31 protein-coding genes are annotated in these 23,441 nt (G+C 54.7%); 4 read left to right on the forward strand and 27 right to left on the reverse strand.

Annotation, left to right across the window (positions count from 1 at the left end; translation table 11 throughout):
* Genes rpsS through rpsJ form a run of 6 tightly spaced genes read right to left on the reverse strand, consistent with a single transcriptional unit; the run spans position 1 to position 3,023 of the window.
* Positions 1–279, reverse strand: a complete 279-nt coding sequence (gene rpsS / locus ACQG0S_RS20425) for a 30S ribosomal protein S19 (RefSeq protein ID WP_001138117.1) — start codon at positions 277–279, stop codon at positions 1–3.
* Positions 280–295: 16 nt separating this feature from the next.
* Positions 296–1,117, reverse strand: coding sequence for a 50S ribosomal protein L2 (rplB, locus tag ACQG0S_RS20430; protein ID WP_000301859.1), 822 nt, complete (start codon positions 1,115–1,117; stop codon positions 296–298).
* A gap of 17 nt (positions 1,118–1,134) precedes the next feature.
* Entirely contained in the window at positions 1,135–1,437 is a 303-nt protein-coding gene (gene rplW, locus ACQG0S_RS20435) for a 50S ribosomal protein L23 (RefSeq protein WP_000617546.1), read from the reverse strand.
* On the reverse strand, positions 1,434–2,039 hold the full coding sequence (rplD, locus tag ACQG0S_RS20440) for a 50S ribosomal protein L4 (protein WP_000424395.1): 606 nt from the start codon (positions 2,037–2,039) through the stop codon (positions 1,434–1,436). Before rplD ends, rplW begins: the two co-directional genes overlap by 4 nt.
* A gap of 10 nt (positions 2,040–2,049) precedes the next feature.
* On the reverse strand, positions 2,050–2,679 hold the full coding sequence (rplC, locus tag ACQG0S_RS20445; protein ID WP_006178923.1) for a 50S ribosomal protein L3: 630 nt from the start codon (positions 2,677–2,679) through the stop codon (positions 2,050–2,052).
* Positions 2,680–2,711: 32 nt separating this feature from the next.
* Entirely contained in the window at positions 2,712–3,023 is a 312-nt protein-coding gene (rpsJ, locus tag ACQG0S_RS20450; protein WP_001181005.1) for a 30S ribosomal protein S10, read from the reverse strand.
* Between the two features lie 380 nt (positions 3,024–3,403).
* On the opposite strand from rpsJ, the gene ACQG0S_RS20455 reads away from it, so the two are divergent.
* Positions 3,404–3,877, forward strand: coding sequence for a prepilin peptidase (locus ACQG0S_RS20455; protein WP_048966381.1), 474 nt, complete (start codon positions 3,404–3,406; stop codon positions 3,875–3,877).
* Here ACQG0S_RS20455 and bfr read toward each other — a convergent pair.
* The 11 genes from bfr to fkpA form a co-directional block, all read right to left on the reverse strand.
* Positions 3,861–4,337: a bacterioferritin gene (gene bfr, locus ACQG0S_RS20460; protein WP_003863270.1), complete on the reverse strand. Its 477-nt coding sequence runs from the start codon at positions 4,335–4,337 to the stop codon at positions 3,861–3,863. The two genes, ACQG0S_RS20455 and bfr, sit on opposite strands and share 17 nt — an antisense overlap.
* 72 nt (positions 4,338–4,409) lie before the next feature.
* On the reverse strand, positions 4,410–4,604 hold the full coding sequence (gene bfd, locus ACQG0S_RS20465; RefSeq protein WP_003863268.1) for a bacterioferritin-associated ferredoxin: 195 nt from the start codon (positions 4,602–4,604) through the stop codon (positions 4,410–4,412).
* A 177-nt stretch (positions 4,605–4,781) separates the two neighbouring features.
* Complete coding sequence (gene tuf / locus ACQG0S_RS20470) at positions 4,782–5,966, reverse strand: elongation factor Tu (protein WP_017693880.1); 1,185 nt, start codon at positions 5,964–5,966, stop codon at positions 4,782–4,784.
* A gap of 69 nt (positions 5,967–6,035) precedes the next feature.
* Positions 6,036–8,150: an elongation factor G gene (fusA, locus tag ACQG0S_RS20475; RefSeq protein ID WP_022649591.1), complete on the reverse strand. Its 2,115-nt coding sequence runs from the start codon at positions 8,148–8,150 to the stop codon at positions 6,036–6,038.
* A 96-nt stretch (positions 8,151–8,246) separates the two neighbouring features.
* Positions 8,247–8,717: a 30S ribosomal protein S7 gene (rpsG, locus tag ACQG0S_RS20480; RefSeq protein WP_003861706.1), complete on the reverse strand. Its 471-nt coding sequence runs from the start codon at positions 8,715–8,717 to the stop codon at positions 8,247–8,249.
* Positions 8,718–8,813: 96 nt separating this feature from the next.
* Complete coding sequence (rpsL, locus tag ACQG0S_RS20485; RefSeq protein ID WP_000246815.1) at positions 8,814–9,188, reverse strand: 30S ribosomal protein S12; 375 nt, start codon at positions 9,186–9,188, stop codon at positions 8,814–8,816.
* Between the two features lie 124 nt (positions 9,189–9,312).
* On the reverse strand, positions 9,313–9,600 hold the full coding sequence (gene tusB / locus ACQG0S_RS20490; protein WP_022649592.1) for a sulfurtransferase complex subunit TusB: 288 nt from the start codon (positions 9,598–9,600) through the stop codon (positions 9,313–9,315).
* Positions 9,601–9,607: 7 nt separating this feature from the next.
* Entirely contained in the window at positions 9,608–9,967 is a 360-nt protein-coding gene (gene tusC / locus ACQG0S_RS20495) for a sulfurtransferase complex subunit TusC (protein ID WP_023298759.1), read from the reverse strand.
* Positions 9,967–10,353, reverse strand: coding sequence for a sulfurtransferase complex subunit TusD (tusD, locus tag ACQG0S_RS20500; RefSeq protein ID WP_003861699.1), 387 nt, complete (start codon positions 10,351–10,353; stop codon positions 9,967–9,969). The genes tusC and tusD overlap by 1 nt, the downstream gene beginning before the upstream one ends.
* Complete coding sequence (locus tag ACQG0S_RS20505) at positions 10,353–11,075, reverse strand: helix-turn-helix transcriptional regulator (RefSeq protein WP_003861697.1); 723 nt, start codon at positions 11,073–11,075, stop codon at positions 10,353–10,355. The genes tusD and ACQG0S_RS20505 overlap by 1 nt, the downstream gene beginning before the upstream one ends.
* A 167-nt stretch (positions 11,076–11,242) precedes the next feature.
* Positions 11,243–12,061 carry an FKBP-type peptidyl-prolyl cis-trans isomerase gene (gene fkpA / locus ACQG0S_RS20510; RefSeq protein ID WP_003861695.1) on the reverse strand — a complete coding sequence of 273 codons (819 nt, stop codon included), beginning with the start codon at positions 12,059–12,061 and terminating at the stop codon, positions 11,243–11,245.
* A gap of 238 nt (positions 12,062–12,299) precedes the next feature.
* Between fkpA and ACQG0S_RS20515 the strand changes: the two genes are divergently transcribed.
* The gene (locus ACQG0S_RS20515) at positions 12,300–12,518 is read left to right on the forward strand and encodes a protein SlyX (RefSeq protein ID WP_023298761.1); all 219 of its coding nucleotides are present in this window, start codon (positions 12,300–12,302) and stop codon (positions 12,516–12,518) included.
* A 51-nt stretch (positions 12,519–12,569) separates the two neighbouring features.
* Here ACQG0S_RS20515 and slyD read toward each other — a convergent pair whose 3' ends face one another.
* The 4 genes from slyD to kefG form a co-directional block, all read right to left on the reverse strand.
* A complete protein-coding gene (slyD, locus tag ACQG0S_RS20520) occupies positions 12,570–13,160 on the reverse strand; it encodes a peptidylprolyl isomerase (RefSeq protein ID WP_003861691.1) in 591 nt (196 codons plus the stop codon).
* Positions 13,161–13,254: 94 nt separating this feature from the next.
* Positions 13,255–13,455 (reverse strand): YheV family putative zinc ribbon protein, encoded by a 201-nt coding sequence (locus tag ACQG0S_RS20525; RefSeq protein ID WP_022649597.1) that lies wholly within the window; start codon positions 13,453–13,455, stop codon positions 13,255–13,257.
* Positions 13,456–13,468: 13 nt separating this feature from the next.
* Positions 13,469–15,274 (reverse strand): glutathione-regulated potassium-efflux system protein KefB, encoded by a 1,806-nt coding sequence (kefB, locus tag ACQG0S_RS20530; RefSeq protein WP_003861688.1) that lies wholly within the window; start codon positions 15,272–15,274, stop codon positions 13,469–13,471.
* Entirely contained in the window at positions 15,274–15,825 is a 552-nt protein-coding gene (kefG, locus tag ACQG0S_RS20535) for a glutathione-regulated potassium-efflux system ancillary protein KefG (protein ID WP_003861686.1), read from the reverse strand. Before kefG ends, kefB begins: the two co-directional genes overlap by 1 nt.
* Before the next feature lie 132 nt (positions 15,826–15,957).
* On the opposite strand from kefG, the gene ACQG0S_RS20540 reads away from it, so the two are divergent.
* The gene (locus ACQG0S_RS20540) at positions 15,958–17,862 is read left to right on the forward strand and encodes an ABC transporter ATP-binding protein (RefSeq protein ID WP_023298762.1); all 1,905 of its coding nucleotides are present in this window, start codon (positions 15,958–15,960) and stop codon (positions 17,860–17,862) included.
* Positions 17,863–17,877: 15 nt separating this feature from the next.
* A complete protein-coding gene (locus tag ACQG0S_RS20545; RefSeq protein ID WP_022649599.1) occupies positions 17,878–18,810 on the forward strand; it encodes a LysR substrate-binding domain-containing protein in 933 nt (310 codons plus the stop codon).
* A 102-nt stretch (positions 18,811–18,912) separates the two neighbouring features.
* Here ACQG0S_RS20545 and mdcH read toward each other — a convergent pair whose 3' ends face one another.
* The 6 genes from mdcH to mdcC form a co-directional block, all read right to left on the reverse strand.
* Positions 18,913–19,809, reverse strand: a complete 897-nt coding sequence (gene mdcH / locus ACQG0S_RS20550) for a malonate decarboxylase subunit epsilon (protein WP_048966616.1) — start codon at positions 19,807–19,809, stop codon at positions 18,913–18,915.
* Entirely contained in the window at positions 19,809–20,426 is a 618-nt protein-coding gene (locus tag ACQG0S_RS20555; RefSeq protein WP_048966615.1) for a malonate decarboxylase holo-ACP synthase, read from the reverse strand. The genes mdcH and ACQG0S_RS20555 overlap by 1 nt, the downstream gene beginning before the upstream one ends.
* Before the next feature lie 2 nt (positions 20,427–20,428).
* Positions 20,429–21,388, reverse strand: a complete 960-nt coding sequence (locus tag ACQG0S_RS20560) for an AEC family transporter (protein ID WP_023307100.1) — start codon at positions 21,386–21,388, stop codon at positions 20,429–20,431.
* A gap of 123 nt (positions 21,389–21,511) precedes the next feature.
* Positions 21,512–22,312 (reverse strand): biotin-independent malonate decarboxylase subunit gamma, encoded by an 801-nt coding sequence (mdcE, locus tag ACQG0S_RS20565; RefSeq protein WP_003861675.1) that lies wholly within the window; start codon positions 22,310–22,312, stop codon positions 21,512–21,514.
* The gene (locus tag ACQG0S_RS20570) at positions 22,312–23,145 is read right to left on the reverse strand and encodes a biotin-independent malonate decarboxylase subunit beta (RefSeq protein ID WP_003861672.1); all 834 of its coding nucleotides are present in this window, start codon (positions 23,143–23,145) and stop codon (positions 22,312–22,314) included. Before ACQG0S_RS20570 ends, mdcE begins: the two co-directional genes overlap by 1 nt.
* A complete protein-coding gene (mdcC, locus tag ACQG0S_RS20575) occupies positions 23,138–23,437 on the reverse strand; it encodes a malonate decarboxylase acyl carrier protein (RefSeq protein ID WP_000411786.1) in 300 nt (99 codons plus the stop codon). Before mdcC ends, ACQG0S_RS20570 begins: the two co-directional genes overlap by 8 nt.
* Positions 23,438–23,441: the final 4 nt, after the last annotated feature.

Genomic DNA, 23,441 nt, shown 5'->3' on the forward strand with positions numbered 1-23,441 from the left:
TTATTTCTTCTTCGCTTTTTTATCAGCAGCGTGGCCGCGATAAGTACGAGTCGGTGCGAATTCACCCAGTTTGTGACCAACCATTTCGTCGGTAACAAAGACTGGAACGTGCTGACGACCATTATGGACAGCGATGGTCAAACCGATCATGTTAGGAAAGATCGTTGAACGACGGGACCAAGTGCGCAGGGGCTTCTTGTCTCCGCTTTCCACCGCTTTCTCTACCTTCTTCAGCAAGTGCAGGTCAATAAAAGGACCTTTCTTGAGAGAACGTGGCATGGCTTATCCTCTAAAATTATTTGCTACGGCGACGTACGATAAATTTATCAGTACGCTTGTTGCTGCGGGTCTTCTTACCTTTGGTCTGAACGCCCCACGGAGTTACCGGGTGCTTACCAAAGTTACGACCTTCACCACCACCATGTGGGTGATCGACTGGGTTCATCGCAGTACCGCGAACGGTAGGACGAACACCACGCCAGCGTGCAGCACCAGCTTTACCCAGAACGCGCAGCATATGCTCAGCATTGCCAACTTCGCCCAGAGTAGCGCGGCAGTCTGCTTCGACTTTACGCATTTCACCAGAACGCAGACGCAGGGTGACATAAGCACCGTCACGCGCAACGATCTGAACGTAAGTACCCGCGGAACGCGCCAGCTGACCGCCTTTACCTGGTTTCATTTCTACGTTATGAACGGTAGAACCAACCGGGATATTGCGCATCGGCAGGGTGTTGCCTGCTTTGATTGCAGCATCAACGCCAGACTGAATCTGGTCGCCAGCTTTCAGGCCTTTAGGGGCCAGGATGTAACGGCGTTCGCCATCTTTGTACAGAACCAGCGCGATGTTCGCGGAACGGTTCGGATCGTACTCAAGACGCTCAACAACTGCTGGGATACCGTCTTTGTTGCGTTTGAAGTCAACAATACGATAAGCCTGCTTGTGGCCACCACCGATGTGACGAGTGGTGATACGGCCATTGTTGTTACGACCACCGGATTTGCTGTTTTTTTCCAGCAACGGAGCAAAAGGTTTGCCCTTGTGCAGCTCAGGGTTAACCACTTTAACTACGTGGCGACGACCCGGAGATGTCGGTTTACATTTAACAACTGCCATTGTATTACTCCTCCGACTTACTCAGCGCCGCCAACGAAGTCCAGGTTCTGGCCTTCTTTCAGGGTGACGTAAGCTTTTTTCCAGTCGCTACGACGACCGATACGCTGTCCGTGACGTTTAACTTTCCCTTTAACTACCAGGGTGTTAACGACTTCGACTTCGACTTCAAACAGTTTCTGCACAGCAGCTTTGATCTCTGCTTTGGTCGCGTCTTTAGCAACTTTGAGAACGATGGTGTTTGTTTTTTCCATCGCAGTAGACGCTTTTTCAGAAACGTGCGGTGCGCGCAGCACCTTCAGCAGACGTTCTTCACGAATCATGCCAGCATCTCCTCAACTTGCTTAACAGCATCAGCAGTCATTACGACTTTGTCGAAGGCGATCAGGCTAACCGGGTCGATACCAGTCGCGTCGCGTACGTCAACCTTGTGCAGGTTACGCGCGGCCAGGAACAGGTTCTCGTCCAGCTCACCGGTGATGATCAGCACATCTTCCAGAGCCATGTCTTTCAGTTTCTGTGCCAGCAGCTTAGTTTTAGGCGCTTCAACAGAGAACTTCTCGACAACGATCAGACGATCCTGACGTACCAGTTCGGACAGGATGCTTTTCAGCGCGCCGCGGTACATCTTTTTGTTAACTTTTTGACTGTGGTCCTGTGGACGCGCAGCGAAGGTCACGCCACCTGAACGCCAGATCGGGCTCTTGATAGAACCTGAACGCGCACGGCCGGTACCTTTCTGGCGCCATGGCTTTTTGCCTGAACCAGTTACTTCAGCACGAGTCTTCTGAGCACGAGTACCCTGACGAGCACCAGCTGCATAAGCAACAACAACCTGGTGAACCAGCGCTTCGTTGAAATCACGACCGAAGGTAGTTTCGGAAACAGTCAGCGCGCTCTGCGCGTCTTTCAATACTAATTCCATTGCTATCCCCTTACGCCTTCACAGCTGGTTTAACGATCAGGTCGCTACCGGTTGCACCCGGGACCGCACCTTTAACCAGCAGCAGGTTGCGCTCAGCGTCAACACGTACTACGTCCAGGCTCTGAACGGTTACACGTTCGTTGCCCAGCTGACCTGCCATTTTCTTGCCTTTGAACACTTTGCCCGGAGTCTGGTTCTGACCGATAGAACCCGGAACGCGGTGAGACAAGGAGTTACCGTGAGTAGCGTCCTGGGTACGGAAGTTCCAGCGCTTAACGGTACCAGCAAAACCTTTACCTTTAGAGGTACCGGTTACGTCAACTTTTTTAACGTCAGCAAACAGCTCAACGCTAATGTCCTGACCTACGGTGAACTCTTCGCCTTCAGCAAGACGGAATTCCCACAGACCACGGCCAGCTTCTACGCCAGCTTTAGCGAAGTGACCCGCTTCTGGTTTGGTTACACGGTTAGCTTTTTTAGCACCAGTGGTCACCTGAACAGCGCGGTAGCCATCGTTAGCCAGATCTTTAACCTGGGTAACGCGGTTTGCTTCAACTTCGATTACGGTTACTGGGATTGAAACGCCATCTTCAGTGAAGATGCGGGTCATGCCCACTTTTTTACCGACTAAACCAATCATTGTATCAACCTCTCAATCGCTCGATGACCTGATTAACCCAGGCTGATCTGCACGTCTACACCGGCAGCCAGATCCAGACGCATCAGAGCATCAACGGTTTTCTCAGTTGGCTCAACGATGTCAACCAGACGCTTGTGAGTGCGGATCTCGTACTGATCACGCGCATCTTTGTTAACGTGCGGAGAGATCAGAACGGTAAAGCGCTCTTTGCGGGTCGGCAGCGGGATCGGACCACGGACTTGCGCACCAGTGCGCTTAGCAGTCTCGACGATTTCCGCGGTTGATTGATCGATCAGACGATGATCAAACGCTTTAAGGCGGATACGGATTCTTTGGTTCTGCATGAGACCAGAGCTCCAATTATTTTATAAACGAAAATGATTACTCCTCAAACCCATTACGATTGATGGGAGAGTGTAACCGTTCTTACGTAGCTCCCCAATTGGGAGCATTGTTGAGTAACAAAGTGAGCTACTCTGGTTCAGATTGAACCCGCCGTCAATTACGACAAGCCCGCGCATTATACGTAAATCAGCGAAAGACGCAAGTGCCGTTTAGAAATTAAGCGCCAAAGTCGTACTCTGCGTAAGGCCTCGCAATTTTTTATGCAAAGTATCCCTTCTCAACTCTTTGTCTGAAGCCGCTATGCAATTGTTGTTTTTACACATTGCCGGGCATGCAGATTGTTACGAGTATGCGCTCAAACCATTTTGAGGCTCTCGCTATGCTAATGTCCCTCCCCTTTCTGCTGATCTATTTTGCGTTATCGGCCTTGCTTGTACGCACCGATATTCGCACGGGGCTGCTTCCCGATAAATTCCTTTGCCCGCTGCTATGGACGGGCCTGCTCTACCAGCTTTGTCTTCATCCTGATTTTTTGCCGAGCGCGGTAGTGGGTGCGACGGCAGGATACGCCGGATTCGCCGTTATCTATTGGGGATATCGACTCATCTGCCGACGTGAAGGGATGGGGTATGGCGACATAAAATATCTTGCGGCGCTGGGAGCATGGCATGGCTGGTGTGTACTGCCAGTACTGGCATTAGTGGCCGCGTTAATGGCTCTGCTGTATCTGGTTGGTTTCTCGTTGTTCAACCCTGATAAGCAGGCATTAAAAAACCCACTGCCTTTTGGGCCATTTCTGGCGGCAGCGGGTTTATGCGTTGGCTGGGAAAGCCTGATTAACTTTCCACTTTGATCTGAGACTGAAGGTAGTTCTGTAGGCCAATTTTGCTAATGAGATCCAGTTCGGTCTCAAGCCAGTCGATGTGCCCTTCTTCATCGGCCAGGATCTGGATCATCATATCCCGGCTGACGTAGTCATGTACGCTGTCCGCATAGGCAATGGCTTCACGCAGGTCTTTTGCACCCTCCAGCTCTAGCCGGAGATCAGAACGCAGCATCTCTTCAACATCTTCTCCGATGCCCAGTTTTCCGAGATCCTGTAGGTTAGGAATGCCTTCGAGGAATAAAATACGCTCAATATATTTATCGGCGTGTTTCATTTCATCAATGGACTCATGGTATTCAACATCGTTGAGGCGAGTCAGTCCCCAGTTTTTGAACATTCTTGCATGGAGAAAATACTGATTGATTGCGACAAGCTCATTTCCCAATAATTTATTGAGATAACTTATGATTTTAACATCACCTTTCATTATATAGTCCCTCCGCTTCCACTCATTGAAGCGTAGATCGGGCTACGGGGATGTCAAAAAAAAGATGGAGGCTTACGCGATCTCTTTGAATTCCGGGATCTGCATCAGTTCGTCCTGCATGATCTCACGCGCTGCGCGAACGCATTTACCGCATTGATTTCCCACCGGAACAAACTTACGAAGCTGCTGGAAAGATTGTGGTTGAAACTGGCGAACGGCCTGACGAATTTTTTTGTCGCTTACACCATTACATAAACAAACGTACATAAAGACTCCCGTTCAAAATATGCGCAAAGTGTAAGTGAGAATGGTTATGATTACAATAGCACGGGCGTCGGAATACGTGGCGGGAGAAAGCAAAAAATGCGAATTTTTATGACAATGCCCAACGGCAGAAAACAAAAAAGGACGCCGAAGCGTCCTTTTTATTTCAGGGATAATTAATTAGCCCAGAACTTTAGCAACAACGCCCGCGCCAACGGTACGGCCGCCTTCACGGATTGCGAAACGCAGACCGTCGTCCATCGCGATTGGGTGGATCAGAGTCACAACCATCTTGATGTTGTCGCCTGGCATTACCATCTCTACGCCTTCTGGCAGTTCGATGGTACCGGTCACGTCAGTTGTACGGAAGTAGAACTGTGGACGGTAGCCTTTGAAGAACGGAGTATGACGGCCGCCTTCGTCTTTGGACAGAATGTACACTTCAGATTCGAACTTGGTGTGTGGCTTGATTGAGCCTGGCTTCGCCAGAACCTGACCACGTTCGATTTCTTCACGTTTGATACCACGCAGCAGAACACCAACGTTCTCACCAGCACGGCCTTCGTCCAGCAGTTTGCGGAACATTTCAACGCCAGTACAGGTAGACTTCGCAGTCTCTTTGATACCAACGATTTCAACTTCTTCACCAACTTTGATGATACCGCGCTCTACACGACCGGTAACAACGGTACCACGACCGGAGATGGAGAATACGTCTTCAATTGGCAGCAGGAATGGCTTGTCAATCGCACGCTCTGGTTCTGGGATGTAAGAATCCAGGTAGCCAGCCAGTTCGATGATTTTCTCTTCCCACTCTGCTTCGCCTTCCAGCGCTTTCAGCGCGGAACCACGAACGATTGGGGTATCGTCGCCTGGGAAATCGTACTGAGACAGCAGTTCACGAACTTCCATCTCTACCAGTTCCAGCAGCTCTTCGTCATCAACCATGTCGCATTTGTTCAGGAACACGATGATGAAAGGAACGCCTACCTGACGACCCAGCAGGATGTGCTCACGAGTCTGAGGCATAGGGCCGTCAGTCGCAGCAACAACCAGGATCGCGCCGTCCATCTGCGCAGCACCGGTGATCATGTTTTTAACATAGTCGGCGTGGCCTGGGCAGTCTACGTGTGCGTAGTGGCGAGTCGGGGTGTCATACTCAACGTGAGAGGTGTTGATGGTGATACCACGAGCTTTTTCTTCTGGTGCGTTATCGATCTGGTCGAAAGCACGAGCAGCACCGCCGTAGGTTTTAGCCAGTACGGTAGTGATTGCAGCAGTCAGGGTAGTTTTACCATGGTCAACGTGGCCGATAGTACCAACGTTGACGTGCGGTTTTGTACGTTCAAATTTTTCTTTAGACACGGCTATATTCCTTACTATAGTGCTCTCCCCTTCGGAGAGAGCACGGGACTTAGGTTTTAATCCTGTGGATTACTTACCACGGGCTTCGATAACGGCCTGAGCAACGTTGTTCGGCGCATCATCATACTTCAGGAATTCCATAGTGTATGATGCACGACCTTTGGTCAGAGAACGCAGCTGAGTTGCATATCCGAACATTTCAGACAGCGGAACTTCAGCGTGGATCTTAACGCCAGTTACTTCGGATTCCTGACCACGCAGCATACCGCGACGACGGCTCAAGTCACCGATAACGTCACCGGTGTTCTCTTCCGGAGTTTCTACTTCAACCTTCATGATTGGCTCAAGCAGAACTGGTTTTGCTTTCTTAAAGCCTTCTTTAAAGGCAATAGACGCAGCCAGTTTAAACGCCAGTTCAGAGGAGTCAACGTCGTGGTAAGAACCGAAGTGCAGACGAACACCCATGTCTACAACCGGGTAACCAGCCAGAGGACCAGCTTTCAGCTGCTCCTGGATACCTTTATCAACGGCAGGGATGTATTCGCCAGGAATTACACCACCTTTGATGTCGTTGATGAACTCGTAACCTTTAGGGTTAGAGCCCGGCTCCAGTGGGTACATGTCGATCACAACGTGACCGTACTGACCGCGACCACCAGACTGCTTAGCGTGTTTACCTTCAACATCGGTAACTTTCGCGCGAATCGCTTCGCGGTAAGCAACCTGAGGTTTACCCACGTTCGCTTCAACGTTGAATTCACGCTTCATACGGTCAACGATGATGTCCAGGTGCAGTTCACCCATACCAGCGATGATGGTCTGGTTAGATTCTTCATCAGTCCATACGCGGAATGATGGGTCTTCTTTCGCCAGACGGCCCAGAGCCAGACCCATTTTTTCCTGGTCAGCTTTGGTTTTTGGTTCAACCGCGATGGAGATTACCGGCTCAGGGAATTCCATACGCTCCAGAATGATCGGGTGATCCGGGTCACACAGGGTGTCACCAGTAGTCACGTCTTTCAGACCGATAGCAGCAGCGATGTCGCCCGCACGAACTTCTTTGATCTCTTCACGTTTGTTAGCGTGCATCTGTACGATACGGCCAAAACGTTCACGCGCCGATTTCACGGAGTTCAGGATGGTGTCACCGGAGTTAACCACACCAGAGTAAACGCGGAAGAAGGTCAGGTTACCCACGAATGGGTCGGTAGCAATTTTGAACGCCAGCGCAGAGAACGGCTCGTCATCACTTGCGTGACGCTCAGCCGGAGTATCTTTACCGTCGTCCAGGATGCCGTTGATCGCAGGAACGTCAACCGGGGATGGCAGGTAGTCAACTACCGCATCCAGCATTGCCTGAACACCTTTGTTCTTGAACGCAGAACCACAGGTTACCAGGATGATTTCGTTGTTCAGAACACGCTGACGCAGAGCAGATTTGATCTCTTGCTCAGTCAGTTCTTCACCACCCAGGTATTTCTCCATCAGCTCTTCAGAAGCTTCTGCTGCGGATTCGATCAGGTTCTGGTGCCATTCGTCAGCCAGGTCCTGCATCTCTGCCGGGATATCTTCGTATTCGAAGGTAACGCCCGCATCTGCTTCGTTCCAGTTGATGGCTTTCATTTTCACCAGGTCGATAACACCGGTGAAGCCTTCTTCAGCACCAATTGCCAACTGAAGCGGAACAGGGTTCGCGCCCAGACGGGTTTTGATCTGGCCAACAACTTTCAGGAAGTTAGCACCCATACGGTCCATTTTGTTAACGAACGCGATGCGTGGAACTTTATATTTGTTAGCCTGACGCCATACGGTTTCAGACTGTGGCTGAACACCACCAACTGCGCAATAAACCATTACCGCGCCGTCAAGAACACGCATGGAACGTTCTACTTCGATGGTGAAGTCAACGTGCCCTGGGGTGTCGATGATGTTTACGCGATGCGGTTCGTACTGCTTAGCCATACCTGACCAGAAAGCAGTAGTCGCTGCGGAGGTGATAGTAATACCACGCTCCTGCTCCTGTTCCATCCAGTCCATGGTGGCTGCGCCGTCATGAACTTCACCGATTTTATGGTTTACACCGGTGTAGAACAGAATACGTTCGGTAGTAGTGGTTTTACCGGCGTCGATGTGCGCACTGATACCGATGTTACGGTAGCGTGCGATGGGTGTTGTACGAGCCATTTGATTCCTCGTTTATATCTTTAGGCGTTCAGTTAAGTTACCCAGAGCGGGCGGCTTCTCTGAAGCGCCCGCCTGGTGACTACGACTCCGAAGGGATTACCAACGGTAGTGTGCGAACGCCTTGTTGGCTTCTGCCATACGGTGAACGTCTTCACGTTTCTTAACTGCAGTACCTTTGTTTTCTGCAGCATCAGAAAGTTCGTTCGCCAGACGCAGAGCCATGGATTTATCACCGCGTTTACGAGCAGCTTCAACGATCCAACGCATTGCCAGAGCATTACGACGAACCGGACGAACTTCAACTGGAACCTGATAAGTAGAACCACCAACGCGGCGAGACTTAACTTCTACAGTCGGGCGCACGTTGTCGAGAGCGACTTCGAAAGCTTCCAGTTCATTTTTACCAGAACGCTGAGCCAGGGTCTCCAGCGCGCTGTATACGATTGCTTCTGCAGTAGATTTTTTACCATCTACCATCAGGATATTTACAAATTTTGCCAGCAGTTCTGATCCGAATTTCGGATCTGGAAGAATTTTACGCTGACCAATGACGCGACGACGTGGCATGGGATTACTCCGTTGTTAATTCAGGATTGTCCAAAACTCTACGAGTTTAGTTTGACATTAAGATAAATCAGTTTGGCCTTACTTAACGGAGAACCATTAAGCCTTAGGACGCTTCACGCCGTACTTGGAGCGAGCCTGCTTACGGTCTTTAACACCTGAGCAGTCCAGCGCACCACGAACGGTGTGGTAACGAACACCCGGAAGGTCTTTAACACGACCGCCACGGATCAGGATCACGGAGTGCTCCTGAAGGTTGTGACCTTCACCACCGATGTAGGAAGTCACTTCGAAACCGTTAGTCAAACGCACACGGCATACTTTACGCAGTGCGGAGTTTGGTTTTTTAGGAGTGGTGGTATATACACGAGTACATACGCCACGTTTCTGCGGGCAGGCTTCCAGCGCAGGCACGTTGCTTTTTGCAACTTTGCGTGCACGTGGTTTGCGTACCAGCTGGTTAACTGTTGCCATTAAATAGCTCCTGGTTTTAGCTTTTGCTTCGTAAACACGTAATAAAACGACCTCATACAATATGAGGACGCGAAATTTTAGGGCTACGTCGAAAAGGTGTCAAGAAATATACAGCGATCTCAAATCACCAGTTCATTTGACTGGCGTGCGTCACAGTAAGATTGACGAAATCAGTATAGCCAACCACGTCAATTTTGGCTGAAATTTGACCAGAAAGACCCCGCGCATCCAGATCCTCTTTAAGCGCAGAGACTGTTATGGGGGCATTAGCGAGGATTTCAACAAAACGGCTGCCATCAAGCGCCGCGAGCACGCCATCCTGAATCAGCAGCAGATCATCGCCTTCGCGCAGCATGCTCAGTAACGTGTCGATATCGCATTGCCACGGTGAACGGCTCAGGGTATGGAGCATGATAGCCTCAGAAAGTCAGAACGGTATCGTAGTGAGAAAGTTGTTCGCGCAGCGCAGAAGATGTCAGGATCGTCACGTCCAGCACGAACGGTATTTTCTCATTTAACCCACGAGCGGCCAGCGAGTCGGCGCACACATAGAAGGTTTCAATGTCATAGAGCGGCAGAACTTTAAAGGTCGCAATGTAGTCGCGCGCAAGAATGGCCTGCGGTTGTTGGCCTGCCAGAAGCTGGAATACGCCATCGCCTAAAAAGAAGACGCCAATATCTTCGGTTAAAGCCGAGGTCGCGAGCAATGCATCCAGCCCTTCCCGGCCTGAAGCGCTGCCATGCGGGGCAGAAGTAAAAACAAACGCTACGCGCTTCATCAAAATTGCACCACTCTGTCGCAGGTCAACGCCGCCTGTGCTAATGCGCCTAATCCGCTGAGCGAAAAGCCCGGTTGCAGGTTAGCCCCTGCCAGACCAAGGCGTTCGGCTTCAGTCGCATCCGTCACGCCGCGACGCAGTGCCGCCGCGACGCAGATATGCAGGTCGACGCCCTGCGTTTCGTTTAATTTTTGCCAGGCGCGCACAAGGTCAAACTCATCGCTCGCCGGGGACGTAAACTGGTTCGCGTTATAGACCCCTTCACGATAGAAGAAGACGCTTGCCAGTTCATGACCGGCATCAAGCAGCGCATGGGCAAACTGTAGCGCGCTGCTGGCCTGCTGGGTACCGTACGCCGGGCCCGTCACCATTAACGCAAAACGCATTACTTGTCTTGCCCCAGGAAGTCGCCGCTTTTGAACTGGCGAATATAGAGGTAAACCGTGTGTTTGGAGATATTCAGGCGATCGGCCACCTGGTTGATGGCATCTTTGATATCAAAAATCCCTTTCTCATAGAGGTTCAGGACGATCTGACGATTCTTGGCGTTGTTGGATACGTTGCGATCGGCATTCACCTCTTCAATGGTGAACTCCAGCGTCTGTGTCACGAGATCCTCAACAGAAGAGGCAAAGTTCACCGATGAGCCCACGTCCGGCGTTTCTGGCGGAATGAAAGTGCTCATGATTTGCGAGAATGGCACATCAAGGTTCATGTTGATGCACAGCAGACCGATCACCCGGTGTTCGCGGTTTCGAATCGCGATCGTTTCTGATTTCATCAGCACGCCGCTTTTGGCGCGGGTGAAATAGCATTTTGAGACGCTGCTGTCCGCGCCGGTCATGTCATGCAACATACGCAATGCAAGGTCGGTGATTGGCGAACCAATTTTACGGCCAGTGTGCTCACCATTCGCAATGCGGATAGCGGAACACTTAAGATCTTGCAGGGAATGCAATACGATTTCGCAGTGGGAACCAATGAGCATCGCTAACCCGTCCACTACCGCTTCGTAGGATTTCAGAATATCGAAGTCGGTCTGGTCAAATGGACGTTGATCCAGCAAATCAAGTTCACTGGTTTCGTTGGTTAAAAGCGACCTGGACATGAAAAAAACACTCCTTTTCAGGAGCCTGTCGTTAGGTTTTCAGGGCAGGCTCATTATCTACACGGACAACTAAATTAATACAGCGTGTATAACGCTTTCCAGTGTTAATTATATCTGCCCCACAATAAAAAAACCGCCGCCTGTAAAGGCGGCGGTTTTTTTCAGCATTACTTCTTAGCTGCTGCGGCTTTGTCGTCAGCCGGTGCGTCTGTTTTCGCATCCGCTTTCGGCGCCGGTTTGATGTCCAGCAGTTCTACATCAAATACCAGCGTAGAGTTAGCCGGGATACCCGGAACGCCGGTTTTGCCGTAAGCCAGATCCGGTGGGATGACCAGCTTGATTTTACCGCCTTTCTTGATGTTCTTCAGGCCTTCGGTCCAGCCCGGGATCACACCGTCCAGACGGAAGGAGAGAGGCTCACCGCGAGTATAAGAATTATCGAATTCTTTACCGTCGATCAGCGTACCTTTGTAGTTAACTACAACGGTGTCGCTGTCTTTAGGCGCGTCGCCGGTACCTTCTTTCTCAACTTTATAGATCAGGCCAGTAGAAGACGTTTTAACGCCTTTCTCTTTAGCGAACTTATCGCGGTAGGCTTTGCCTTTCGCTTCGTTATCTTTAGCGTCTGCTTCCATCTTGGTCTGAGCGGCGCCTTTCACGCGCGCTTCAAACGCTTGCAGAGTCTGCTCGATTTCCTGGTCAGACAGTTTGCTCTTGTCTGCGAACGCATCCTGAACCCCTGCGATCAGCTGGTTTTTGTCCAGTTTGATGCCCAGTTTCTCTTGTTCTTTCAGAGAGTTTTCCATGTAACGGCCCAGAGACGCGCCAAGTGCGTAGGCGGATTTCTGGTCGTCATTCTTGAATGCCGCTTTGCTGTCTGTAGTCGCAGCAGGCTTCGCAGCAGTATCAGCAGCGAAAGACAGCGGCGCATTGAGCGCTACAGCCATAGTGGTCGCCAGCAGCGTAACTTTAAACAGTGATTTCATCCATATCTCCAGGACCTGAGGTCTCTCACCCCAGTGTTAAACGTAAATGAGTGACGTACTATAAAACGTTGCGGAAGAAATCTACAGACAGACTCCCCCGAATGTCGCTTCTTTTCAGACTATTTTTGTTTAAATAAGTTTCTTGTCAGGGAGATGGATACTGTACTTAAGGAAAAAGTCAGATAAACTTCGCCGCCGCTGGTCCATTATGGCGCATGAGAGATAAACGAGGTGAATGATGAAGGATACAACGATCGAAGCGAGACTGGCTGAGCTGGAAAGCCGCCTGGCTTTTCAGGACATCACCATCGAAGAACTGAACCAGACCGTGACGGCTCATGAGCTTGAAATGGCAAAAATGCGCGATTTGATGCGACTTCTCACTGAAAAAGTGAAGGCAACGCAGTCGTCGCACATCGCCTCTCAGGCTGAAGAGACGCCACCACCTCATTATTGAGGCGTAAAAAAAGCGGGATTATCCCGCTTTTTTATTTTCCGCAGTACGGAATCAGTGGCAGCCGCAGCCGCCGTTACCGCAACCACCTTTACCGTGGCCGTGATCATGACCATGATCGTGGCCGTGACCACCGCAGCAGCCGTCGTGGCCGTGATCGTGGTCATGGTCGTGACCGTGCGCACCATGAACGTGGCCATGAGCCAGCTCTTCTTCGGTCGCTTCACGGATAGCAACAACTTCTACGTTGAACTTCAGGTTCTGACCAGCCAGCATGTGGTTGCCGTCAACAACAACGTGGTCGTCTTCAACTTCTGTGATTTCAACCGGAACCGGACCCTGGTCAGTTTCAGCCAGGAAGCGCATGCCAACCTGCAACTCGTCAACGCCCATGAACACGTCTTTAGGAACGCGCTGAACCAGGTTGTCATCATACTGACCGTAAGCGTCGTTCGCGCCGACAGCAACGTCGAATTTGTCGCCAACTTCATGACCTTCCAGCGCCGTTTCCAGGCCGGAAATCAGGGAACCGTGACCATGCAGGTAGTCCAGCGGCGCACTCACCGGAGACTCATCAACCAACACACCGTCTTCTGTACGTACCTGATAGGCCAGGCTGACCACCAGGTCTTTTGCTACTTTCATGATATCTCCTGAGCGTGGGAAAATTGCTGGCGCAGATTGTAGCGGAATTCTGCACCCGTGTACCCTTAAGCTTAAAAAAACTCAGAGCATATCGCTAGTCTGGATGAAAAATGCCGATCACTTGCTCTTCTTTGCGAACGTGATCGCGGGCTTCTTTGTCGGCCTCACGCATCTGGTGACCGCACTTAACACATTCAACAATATCGATATTATTCTCCCGCCACATGGCCAGCGTATCTTGCGCCTGGCAGGACGGGCATTTTGCGCCCGCGATAAAGCGTTTACGTAAAGCCATCTTTCGTTACCCTTTATTCAAATTCATCCCAGCCGTCGAGCTGGCGTCGTTCCTGTTGCATCTCACGCTGGAAGATCTCCTCCAGTTCGCGACGCGCTTCCCGCACGCGGGAGATCTGCGCCGTGTCGCTGTGCACAGGCATCAGTTCACGCAGCATTCGCATATCCAGCCGGCGGAAATGCATCTGGGCGCGTTGCGCCTGGTGAGGATGCATACCCAGCGAAACCAGCGCCTTGCGCCCCAGCTCCAGCGCGCTGGAGAAGGTTTCGCGGGAGAAGTGTTTCACACCCGCCTGCAAAAGTTCGTGAGCCTCAACACGTCCGCGCGCACGCGCCAGAATATGCAGATGCGGGAAATGCTGCTGGCACAGCTCCACCAGCTTCATTGTGTCTTCCGGATCGTTACAGGTGATGACGATGGACTCCGCAGCCTCTGCGCCCGCCGAGCGCAACAGCTCAAGCTGCGTCGCATCCCCGTAGTACACCTTATAACCATATTTGCGCATCAGGTTGACGGCGCTGATATCGCGCTCCAGCACCGTAATGCGCATTTTATTTGCCATCAACAGGCGACCAATCACCTGTCCGAAGCGGCCAAAGCCCACGACGATCACCTGCGGTTTATCATCTTCCACCCACGGCGCTTCGTCTTCATCGTCTGCGGGATTCAGGCGGCGCGACAGCAGTTTGTCCACCAGCTTCATCAGCAGCGGCGTGGTCATCATCGACAGCGTGACCGTCACCAGCAGCAGCGCCATCTGGTCATCTTTGAACAGCTTCTGAGACGACGCAGTGGAAAACAGCACAAACGCAAACTCTCCGCCCTGACTTAACACGCTGGAAAACTGCATCCTTTCCGAGCTGCGCAGCCCGTAAATCCGCGCGAGGAGATACAGCACCAGCGTTTTGACCGCCACCAGCACGGCGACACTCGCAATAACCCACAGCAGATGGGTATAGAGCACGCCAAGATTAAGCGCCATACCCACCGAGATAAAGAACAGCCCTAACAGCAGCCCCTTAAACGGATCGATGGCGGTCTCCAGCTCGTGGCGGTACTCGCTTTCCGCAAGCAGCACCCCGGCGATAAACGTCCCGAGCGCCATCGACAGCCCCAGCGCATCCATAAACAGCGCTGAACCAAGCACCAGCAGCAGCGTTGCGGCGGTGAATACCTCGCGTACGCCGGATGCCGCAATAAACCGGAACACTGGACGCAGTAAAAACCGTCCGCCGATCAGCATCCCCGCGAAGGCCAGCACCTTCATGGAGATCTTCATCCAGTCGAAATGATCGTCTCCGGAGCCTGCCAGCAGCGGCACCAGCGCCAGCGCCGGGATCACCGCTAAATCCTGGAACAGCAGCACCGAAAAGCCCAGTTGCCCCGCCTCGTTGCGGTTCATCCCTTTGTCGCGCATCAGCTGAAGCGCCATCGCCGTCGACGACATCGCAAGACCGATCCCGCCAATCACCGCGGCCTGCCAGGAAAACTGCGTCAGCATCAGCAGGCCCGCCAGAATGGCGGCGCTGAGCAACACCTGCGCCGCCCCGACGCCAAAAATAGATTGCCGCAGTTGCCACAGCTTGGACGGATTAAGCTCAAGCCCGATGATAAACATCAGGAACACCACGCCCAGCTCGGAGAAGTGGAGAATTTCATCCACATCGCTGATAAACCCAAGCCCCCAGGGACCAATGGCTATCCCCGCCAGCAAATAGCCCAGCACCGCGCCAATGCCGAGACGCGCGGCAAGGGGGACCGCGACGACGGCGGCAAACAAAAACAGCACCCCGGCGAGGAGTAAATTCGAACCGTCCATTAGCGTCCTCCCGCCGGAATCGGTGACGCCAGCCATTCGCCATAGGCCCTGGCATGGCTCGCCAGCGCTTTCGGATCCTGCCGCCGTGCCCAGTAGATAATAATCGGGCTCATCCAGTGCATACGGCACATCGCCGCCGTCAGCTCAAACGGCCGCAGAATGTCGCTCATGGGGTAACGGTTCAGCCCGTCGTGACGGTAAGCGCTTTCCGGCTCACCGGTGGTGATGACACTCCGCCAGTACTTTCCCGCCAGCTGGTTGCCCCCCACCCCGCTGGAAAAGCCCCGGCTCAGCACGCGGTCCAGCCACTCTTTCAGCAGCGCCGGACAGCTATAGGTATAAAGCGGATGCTGGAACACAATCACGTCGTGCTGACGCAGCAGTTCCTGCTCGTAAGGAATATCAATAAAGAAATCGGGATAGTGCGCGTAGAGATCGTGCACCGTTACGTTACTGAGCTGTGTGGCCGGCTTAAGCAGCACCCGGTTTGCCACCGAGTCCTGTGATTCCGGATGGGCATACAGCAGCAGCACTTTCGCTGTCTGAGACATCACTCCCCTCCCGGTTCTGTTTTTGTGTATTGTTGTCGTTTTGGGCTACCATGGCGGCCCGGTGGGGAAATTGGCCCACACCTTACATTATCATAATGACAAATTAACATAGTCGGAACATACGGCGCTTCTATGATTGTTTTCTCCTCGTTACAAATTCGTCGCGGCGTGCGCGTCCTGCTGGATAACGCGACTGCTACCATCAACCCGGGCCAGAAAGTGGGGCTGGTCGGCAAAAACGGCTGCGGTAAATCCACCCTGCTGGCACTGCTGAAAAACGAGATAAGCGCGGATGGCGGGAACTTTACCTTCCCGGGCAACTGGCAGCTCGCCTGGGTAAACCAGGAGACCCCCGCGCTGAGCGAACCGGCGCTCGACTATGTTATCGACGGCGACCGTGAATACCGCAAGCTCGAAGCGGAGCTCAACGCCGCCAACGAACGCAACGACGGCCACGCCATCGCCACCGTCCACGGCAAGCTGGACGCCATCGACGCCTGGACCATTCGCTCCCGCGCCTCCAGCCTGCTGCACGGCCTGGGCTTCAGCAACGAACAGCTTGAACGCCCGGTGAGCGATTTCTCGGGTGGCTGGCGTATGCGCCTTAACCTGGCGCAGGCGCTGATCTGCCGCTCTGACCTCCTGCTGCTCGATGAACCGACCAACCACCTCGATCTCGATGCGGTTATTTGGCTGGAGAAGTGGCTCAAGAGCTATCAGGGCACTCTGATTCTGATCTCCCACGACCGCGACTTCCTCGACCCGGTGGTGGATAAAATCATTCATATCGAACAGCAAAGCCTGTTCGAGTACACCGGCAACTACAGCTCTTTCGAGCGCCAGCGCGCGACGCGCCTCGCCCAGCAGCAGGCGATGTATGAAAGCCAGCAGCAGCGCGTGGCGCACTTGCAAAGCTTTGTGGATCGCTTCAAGGCCAAGGCGTCAAAAGCCAAGCAGGCGCAGAGCCGCGTCAAAATGCTGGAACGCATGGAGATGATTGCCCCCGCGCACGTGGATAACCCGTTCCACTTCAGCTTCCGCGAGCCGGAGAGCCTGCCGAACCCGCTGCTGAAGATGGAAAAAGTGAGCGCGGGCTATGGCGATCGCATTATTCTCGACTCTATCAAGCTCAACCTGGTGCCGGGTTCACGCATCGGTCTGCTGGGGCGTAACGGCGCCGGTAAATCGACGCTGATCAAGCTGCTGGCGGGCGAGCTTAACCCGGTCAGCGGCGAAATCGGGCTGGCGAAGGGCATCAAGCTTGGCTACTTCGCTCAGCATCAGCTGGAATTTTTACGCGCCGATGAATCGCCGATCCAGCACCTGGCGCGCCTGGCGCCGCAGGAGATGGAGCAGAAGCTGCGCGACTACCTCGGCGGCTTTGGCTTCCAGGGCGATAAGGTGACTGAAAATACAGCGCGTTTCTCCGGCGGCGAAAAAGCGCGTCTGGTGCTGGCGCTGATCGTCTGGCAGCGTCCAAACCTGCTGCTGCTCGATGAACCGACCAACCACCTCGATCTCGACATGCGTCAGGCGCTGACCGAAGCGCTGATCGAGTTCGAAGGGGCGCTGGTTGTCGTTTCGCACGATCGCCACCTGATCCGCTCCACCACCGACGATCTCTATCTGGTTCACGGCGGCAAAGTGGAACCGTTCGACGGCGATCTGGAAGATTACCAGCAGTGGCTGACGGACGTGCAGAAGCAGGAAAACCAGCCGGAAGAGTCAGCGAAAGACAACGCCAACAGCGCCCAGGCGCGTAAAGACCAGAAGCGCCGTGAAGCGGAACTGCGCACCCAGACTCAGCCGCTGCGTAAAGAGATTACCCGTCTCGAAAAAGAGATGGAAAAGCTTAACGCCACGCTTGCCGCCGTCGAAGAGAAGCTGGGCGACAGCGAACTGTACGATCAGAGCCGCAAAGCGGAGCTGACGGACTGTCTGCAAACGCAGGCGAAAACCAAATCCAGTCTCGAAGAGTGCGAAATGGCATGGCTGGACGCGCAGGAACAGCTGGAAGCGATGCTGCAAGCCGACTAACACGCCGGGAGGGTTATGGGCTTCGATACCACGAGCGAGATTACATTCCGTAAGCTCAGCATCTTCATGACGTTCATGGACAAGGGCAATATCGCACGTACCGCCGAAACGCTCGGCCTGAGCGGTGTCAGCGTGCACCGCGCGCTGCATACCCTCGAAGAGAACGTCCGCTGCCCGCTCTTTGCTCACAAAGGGCGTAACCTGATTGCCCTCCCCTCTGCGTGGACGCTGCTGGAGTATTGTCAGGAGGTGATGCAGGTGATGGAGCGCGGGCTGGAAGAGTCGCGCAAGATTGCCGGTATCGGCCAGGGACGGTTGCGCGTCGGTACGCTTTACTCGCTGACGCTGGAAACCGTGCCGCGCCTGATAATGGGCATGAAGCTGCGCCGTCCGGATCTGGAGATGGATCTGACGATGGGCTCGAACGAAACCCTGCTCCATATGCTGGATGAGGGGTCGCTGGATGCGATTTTAATCTCTATCTCCGAGAGCGATATCGACCGTAACAGCCTCGAAGTGCTGCCCCTGTTCCATGACGATATTTTCCTTGCCGCACCGGCCTCTGCCACGCTGAATACCAGCGGTCCCGCCGATCTGCGTGACTATAAAGATCAGAAGTTTGTCGCCCTCGCGGAAGGGTTCGCCACTTACGCCGGGTTTCAGGAAGCGTTTCATATTGCCGGTTTCGAGCCGGAGATTGTGACGCGGGTAAACGATATTTTCTCAATGCTGAGCCTGGTACAGGCGGGGGTCGGGTTTACGCTGATGCCGGGCAGGATGAAGAAAGTGTACGAAAATTCGGTGCAGCTACTGAAGCTGGCACAGCCGTACCAGATGCAGCAGCTGATTGCGATCGTCTTTGCCCGCAACCGCGAGCAGGATCCGAGCCTGCGAGCATTGGCCGCGGAAGGGCGGATGTACGCCAGAAGTTTGCAGGACGGAGCCTGAGGCCTTGCCGGGTGGCGACGCGTTGCGTCTTACCCGGCCTACAAAATAATACAACCGAACCCGTAGGCCCGGTAAGGCGCAGCCGCCACCGGGCAAAAAAACTCACGCACGAAACCGCCCCGCCAGATGCACCGCCACGTCCACCCCGCTGCGCTCCAGCGAAATGGATTCGCCTTCCCACGCTGCCTGCCGCGTCAGGCAGGTTAATATGCCTCCCGGCGGCATCTCAATCGCCAGCCGCGCTTCACGCTCGTTAGCGGAAATCACCGCCTCCTGCCAGCGCACGGTTCGCGCCATGTTCATTGCCAGATCGTCGGCAATTTTCTCCGGCTGCCAGAGCACGCGTCCGGTACTGCCGCTCAGGTACGCGCAGCGGGGACGGGAAAGCGTGACCGATTCAAACGCCGCTACCAGCTTCTTCGCCGGTTCCGCCAGCAGCGCGCAGTGCGATGGCACGCTCACCGCCAGCCGTTTGGCCTTGCTTGCACCCTTCGCCAGCGCGCGCTCCGCCACCTGCGCCATACCGTCATCGGTTCCGGCAATCACGATCTGCGTTTCGGCGTTCAGGTTAGCGATATAGGTTCCAGTCCCCTGAATCAGGTTTTCCACCTGCGGCAGGGTCAACCCCATAATCGCCGTCAGGCCGTAGCCGTGCGGATACGCCTGCTCCATCAAATCACCGCGCAGCGCCACCAGCTTCAGCGCATCCGTAAAGTCCAGCGAGCCTGCGATAACCGCCGCAGGATAAGCGCCAATGGACAGACCGCTGACAATATCCGGCGACACGCCGCGACGTTCCAGCTCGCGCGCCCAAGCCACGCCGGCAATCAGCAGTGAAAGCTGAACCGCACGGGTGTGGGTTAACGAGGATGCGCTGTCCAGGGTATCGACTTCCGCCCCCAGCACAGCACGGGCCTGCTCCAGCTCCGTTCCCGGCAGGTTTTGCAGCATACCTTCGTGCTGTGTGCCCTGCCCCGGAAAGGTAAACAGTATTTTCATTACTCCTCCCTGTGCCATGGATCCGCTACCAGGCGCGGTCCACATTGCGTTTTTAGCAGCGTTTTGCCGTCGCGTAACCATTCTGCCAGCGCGAATCCGCCCTCGGGCGTGTCCACCTGCGTATCCACCCGGCACAACGCACGGCTGAGCTGAGCCTGCCAGTCAGTAAACGCCTCAGGGGAAACGGTACGCGGGGCGCGGATCAGCAGATCGAGATCGCTATCGGCGTGGATCACCGGAATGCCGGTCGCCAGCGCGTAACCCGTACTGCCGGTTATCCCCCACGTCCACGGCCACGACTGCTGCGCAAGCTGAAGCGCCACCTGAACCGGCGGCTGAGTGACAAACGGCGAACGCAGCAGGTCGGCGGCAACGCTCAACTCTTCGGGCGACACCACGCGCAACACGTTCTCAGGCTTCACCCATCCGGCCGCCCGCTGGTCGCGGCGCAATCCGCGCACGCCAACGGGAATACGGCCTTCATTATCAACATCACGCCGCACCACTACCGGTAGCCCGGTATGCCAGGCCGCGTCTACCCAGGATTCGGTAATCCCTTCCAGGGCGTCGCGCGCGGTAAGCCAGATGAGGTCGTGTGGGCGTAATGTTGTGGTCATGATTACATTCCTGAAGTCAGCGAGATAAACAGCGGCAGCGACAGGATACACAGTATGGAGCTCAACAGCAGCACGGCTTCAGCATCCGGCGACTGCACGCCAAAGCGGTTACCGAACACCACGCCAAAGAAGCCCGCAGACAGCGCAATCATCAGGATGGCGGTGATCGCCACGGAGCCGTGCAGACCGAAGATTAAAACGATACCCCAGGCAATCGCTGGCTGGATCAGCAGCTTGGCGATAGTGGAAGTGATCACCATGGTGTTGATCTGAAGCTTACGCGCGGAGAGGATCACCCCGGTCAGGAACAGCGCCGCAGCGGTCGCGGACAGTCCCAGCGGTTTAATCGCCGCCAGTACCAGCTCTGGCATTTTGATGCCGATAGCGGACAGGATCACACCCAGCAGCGGGCCCATCACGATCGGTTTTTTAATGGAGCGCCACATCAGCACCGGCAGCATGGAAAGCGTTGAACCGGAGTTATTGCCTTCGGCGCGGGCTTTCTCACGCTCCAGAATCAGCAGGCAGAACGGGGTCATCAGCACCGAACCACAGGCGATGGAGACCGCCACGGAGAGTGAAGTAGAAGAACTTTCACCCAGCACGCTGCCCAGAATCGGCAGGCCGAGCGCCGCATAGTTTGGCAGAGCGACGGTTAGTGTCAGTACGGCCGCATCCTGCGGAGATTTTTTAAAGACTTTGGTGGCGAGGAAGTAGATGGCCGCATAGGTGATCCACATCGCCAGGGTGAGAACCAGGATCAGCGGCGACTGCGCCACAATGCCGGTCCACGGGGTTTGCACGGTGGCGCTGAACAGCGCGGCAGGGAGTGCAAAATCCATAACGAAGATATTCAGCAGGGAAACATTTTTGTTATCGACCATCTTTGCTTTACCGGCCCAGAATCCCAGCAGCATGATGACGAAAATCGGTGCAAGAGCATGAACAATTACGTAAGTCATAAATCACCTGTAGTAAAAAAGTTTAAGCACTGGCGCGATGTTTATTATTTTCAGGATGCAGGTTCCCGCGTGGACGCAACGGGCGCGCCCACGGGGTAATGCATCTGGCAGGTCTCTTTTTACTTACCAGCTGGCTCGCATACGTTCACGTACGAGCGCCGAGCTGCGGCGGTTGTCAGCACCCAGACGGTTTTTCAACGTGGTGTCCTGACGAGCGTCGCTGATGGCCTGTTGCAGGGTAGTTTTCACCCGCGTCAGATCGCTTTCGGAAGGGGCATCCGGGTTGCTGATATCCAGCAGGTCGGAGAGCAGCCCCAGCGTGGCGTAGTTGCTGATGTCGTACGCCATTGGCGGAATGGTTGCCGCCAGTTTTTCCAGCGCCTCCACGGTACGCAGCGTAATGCGCGCCGCAGACTCTTTGCCCATGGCATGGATCAGCACGCCTTTATCGTTGAAGGCAATCAGGCGGTTGGCCTGGTAGCCGTGCGCCAGAAACGCGCCGGACATGGCCTTACCGACGATAAGACCAATCACCGGATGCCCCGCCAGCCGCGCATTGGCATAGGCGGCAGCGGCGCCGGCCAGCGCCTGGTGGATACCAAACGCCTCTTCGCGACGGCCATAGGCCTGGCTTGGGACATCGATCACCGCCACAATCGGGCGCTTCACGGCTTTATCTGCGTCAGCGGCGACGGTTTCGCTGACCACTTTTGCCAGCGTCCAGCCCTCCAGCAGCCCCACTTCCCCTTGCGCCGCGCGCGGGAAGTGGTTGTTGGCGTCCGGCACCACGGCGACAAAGCGCACCGTTTCACCGTTCAGCTCGCCGTCTGCCGCCTGCACGGACGGGCATAACCCCTCCAGACGTTTCGCGTTCGGGGCCAGAGTTTCCAGCCAGAGTTCGCCACGGCTAATTGAGTTAGTCATCATTTCACCTCCCGGGCAAAAAGCGCTTTAATCTGTTCGGCATCGGCCTGTTTGCGGGTGTCGAAATTCGTCAGACGGTTCAGGTAATCGTCGTAGTTATCGGTGCGATGTTTCGCCGGTACGCCTTTGGCGATGGCCTCGTTCATCGCGGCTTTCACCGCGTTCACGCCGTCGCCCACCAGCGCGTCCACCAGCCCACTTTCATAGCGCACTTCGCCGCCGGTCATGCTCCAGATAAACGGACGGTCGCGGGAGTCATACTCTTCAATGCCCGCTTCCTGCTCAATAACCTGCGGGCCGTTGAGGCCAAGACGCGCTTCGCGGGTCACAATCAGGTAGCTGCACAGCGCCGCGGCGATAGACATCCCGCCGAAGCAGCCCACGGTCCCGGCGACAATCCCGACAACCGGGGTATAGCGACGCAGGTCAACGATCGCGGCGTGGATATCGGCAATCGCCGCCAGGCCAAGGTTGGCTTCCTGCAAACGTACGCCGCCGGTTTCGAGGCACAGTACCGCCTGAGTCGGAATGCCGTTGCGGTTATCTTCCGCCGCCAGCTCCAGCGCCGCCGCCATTTTGGCACCGGACACTTCGCCCATGCTGCCGCCCTGGAAGGTGCCTTCAATCGCCACCACCACTGCAGGCTGGCCGTTGATGGTCCCTTTCGCGACTACCATGCCGTCATCGGCCTGAGGAACAATCCCCTGTGGCCCAAGCCACGGAGAGATAATGCCTTCAAACGGATCCAGCAGTTCGCGGTAGCTGCCGTCGTCGAGCAGCGCCTGCGCACGCTGGCGCGCTTTTAATTCGATAAAGCTGCTGTCATCACGCATGGTTCACCCCTTCAAAAACCTGTTCGATACGAATGCGTGCCACGCCCGGCGTCGCGCCGAAGTCGTGGATGGTCAGCTTACCTGCGGGCAGGCTGCTGACGGTTTGCAGGCGATTGAACAACGCCTCCCAGCGCCCACGGCTGTTATCGACGGAGGTGGTGATATCAATGGTTAAGGTCTGGCCCGGTTCGGCGGTGAAAAGCACCTCCATATCCCCGGAACCGACTACCCCTGCCAGCGCCCTGCCGCTTACTTCGCGGCTGGCGGGCACGGTCAATGTGATTTTTTCCATAACA

Origin of the sequence: Enterobacter cloacae complex sp. 418I7 (assembly GCF_050030705.1) — a bacterium.
In the GTDB taxonomy this organism is placed as follows: domain Bacteria; phylum Pseudomonadota; class Gammaproteobacteria; order Enterobacterales; family Enterobacteriaceae; genus Enterobacter; species Enterobacter intestinihominis.

What these genes read in the sequence shown, in the direction of transcription:
- bfd (WP_003863268.1), bottom strand. Translation starts at nt 4,604, where the DNA reads ATGTACGTTTGTTTATGTAATGGTGTAAGCGACAAAAAAATTCGTCAG.
- tusC (WP_023298759.1), bottom strand. Translation starts at nt 9,967, where the DNA reads ATGAAGCGCGTAGCGTTTGTTTTTACTTCTGCCCCGCATGGCAGCGCT.
- ACQG0S_RS20540 (WP_023298762.1), top strand. Translation starts at nt 15,958, where the DNA reads ATGATTGTTTTCTCCTCGTTACAAATTCGTCGCGGCGTGCGCGTCCTG.
- fusA (WP_022649591.1), bottom strand. Translation starts at nt 8,150, where the DNA reads ATGGCTCGTACAACACCCATCGCACGCTACCGTAACATCGGTATCAGT.
- mdcH (WP_048966616.1), bottom strand. Translation starts at nt 19,809, where the DNA reads ATGAAAATACTGTTTACCTTTCCGGGGCAGGGCACACAGCACGAAGGT.
- rplW (WP_000617546.1), bottom strand. Translation starts at nt 1,437, where the DNA reads ATGATTCGTGAAGAACGTCTGCTGAAGGTGCTGCGCGCACCGCACGTT.
- rpsG (WP_003861706.1), bottom strand. Translation starts at nt 8,717, where the DNA reads ATGCCACGTCGTCGCGTCATTGGTCAGCGTAAAATTCTTCCAGATCCG.
- rplC (WP_006178923.1), bottom strand. Translation starts at nt 2,679, where the DNA reads ATGATTGGTTTAGTCGGTAAAAAAGTGGGCATGACCCGCATCTTCACT.
- rpsJ (WP_001181005.1), bottom strand. Translation starts at nt 3,023, where the DNA reads ATGCAGAACCAAAGAATCCGTATCCGCCTTAAAGCGTTTGATCATCGT.
- ACQG0S_RS20505 (WP_003861697.1), bottom strand. Translation starts at nt 11,075, where the DNA reads ATGTCCAGGTCGCTTTTAACCAACGAAACCAGTGAACTTGATTTGCTG.
- kefB (WP_003861688.1), bottom strand. Translation starts at nt 15,274, where the DNA reads ATGGACGGTTCGAATTTACTCCTCGCCGGGGTGCTGTTTTTGTTTGCC.
- ACQG0S_RS20455 (WP_048966381.1), top strand. Translation starts at nt 3,404, where the DNA reads ATGCTAATGTCCCTCCCCTTTCTGCTGATCTATTTTGCGTTATCGGCC.
- kefG (WP_003861686.1), bottom strand. Translation starts at nt 15,825, where the DNA reads ATGTCTCAGACAGCGAAAGTGCTGCTGCTGTATGCCCATCCGGAATCA.
- rplD (WP_000424395.1), bottom strand. Translation starts at nt 2,039, where the DNA reads ATGGAATTAGTATTGAAAGACGCGCAGAGCGCGCTGACTGTTTCCGAA.
- fkpA (WP_003861695.1), bottom strand. Translation starts at nt 12,061, where the DNA reads ATGAAATCACTGTTTAAAGTTACGCTGCTGGCGACCACTATGGCTGTA.
- ACQG0S_RS20570 (WP_003861672.1), bottom strand. Translation starts at nt 23,145, where the DNA reads ATGCGTGATGACAGCAGCTTTATCGAATTAAAAGCGCGCCAGCGTGCG.
- slyD (WP_003861691.1), bottom strand. Translation starts at nt 13,160, where the DNA reads ATGAAAGTAGCAAAAGACCTGGTGGTCAGCCTGGCCTATCAGGTACGT.
- rplB (WP_000301859.1), bottom strand. Translation starts at nt 1,117, where the DNA reads ATGGCAGTTGTTAAATGTAAACCGACATCTCCGGGTCGTCGCCACGTA.
- rpsS (WP_001138117.1), bottom strand. Translation starts at nt 279, where the DNA reads ATGCCACGTTCTCTCAAGAAAGGTCCTTTTATTGACCTGCACTTGCTG.
- tusD (WP_003861699.1), bottom strand. Translation starts at nt 10,353, where the DNA reads ATGCGTTTTGCGTTAATGGTGACGGGCCCGGCGTACGGTACCCAGCAG.
- tusB (WP_022649592.1), bottom strand. Translation starts at nt 9,600, where the DNA reads ATGCTCCATACCCTGAGCCGTTCACCGTGGCAATGCGATATCGACACG.
- ACQG0S_RS20525 (WP_022649597.1), bottom strand. Translation starts at nt 13,455, where the DNA reads ATGGCTTTACGTAAACGCTTTATCGCGGGCGCAAAATGCCCGTCCTGC.
- ACQG0S_RS20560 (WP_023307100.1), bottom strand. Translation starts at nt 21,388, where the DNA reads ATGACTTACGTAATTGTTCATGCTCTTGCACCGATTTTCGTCATCATG.
- rpsL (WP_000246815.1), bottom strand. Translation starts at nt 9,188, where the DNA reads ATGGCAACAGTTAACCAGCTGGTACGCAAACCACGTGCACGCAAAGTT.
- ACQG0S_RS20555 (WP_048966615.1), bottom strand. Translation starts at nt 20,426, where the DNA reads ATGACCACAACATTACGCCCACACGACCTCATCTGGCTTACCGCGCGC.
- ACQG0S_RS20515 (WP_023298761.1), top strand. Translation starts at nt 12,300, where the DNA reads ATGAAGGATACAACGATCGAAGCGAGACTGGCTGAGCTGGAAAGCCGC.
- ACQG0S_RS20545 (WP_022649599.1), top strand. Translation starts at nt 17,878, where the DNA reads ATGGGCTTCGATACCACGAGCGAGATTACATTCCGTAAGCTCAGCATC.
- mdcE (WP_003861675.1), bottom strand. Translation starts at nt 22,312, where the DNA reads ATGACTAACTCAATTAGCCGTGGCGAACTCTGGCTGGAAACTCTGGCC.
- mdcC (WP_000411786.1), bottom strand. Translation starts at nt 23,437, where the DNA reads ATGGAAAAAATCACATTGACCGTGCCCGCCAGCCGCGAAGTAAGCGGC.
- bfr (WP_003863270.1), bottom strand. Translation starts at nt 4,337, where the DNA reads ATGAAAGGTGATGTTAAAATCATAAGTTATCTCAATAAATTATTGGGA.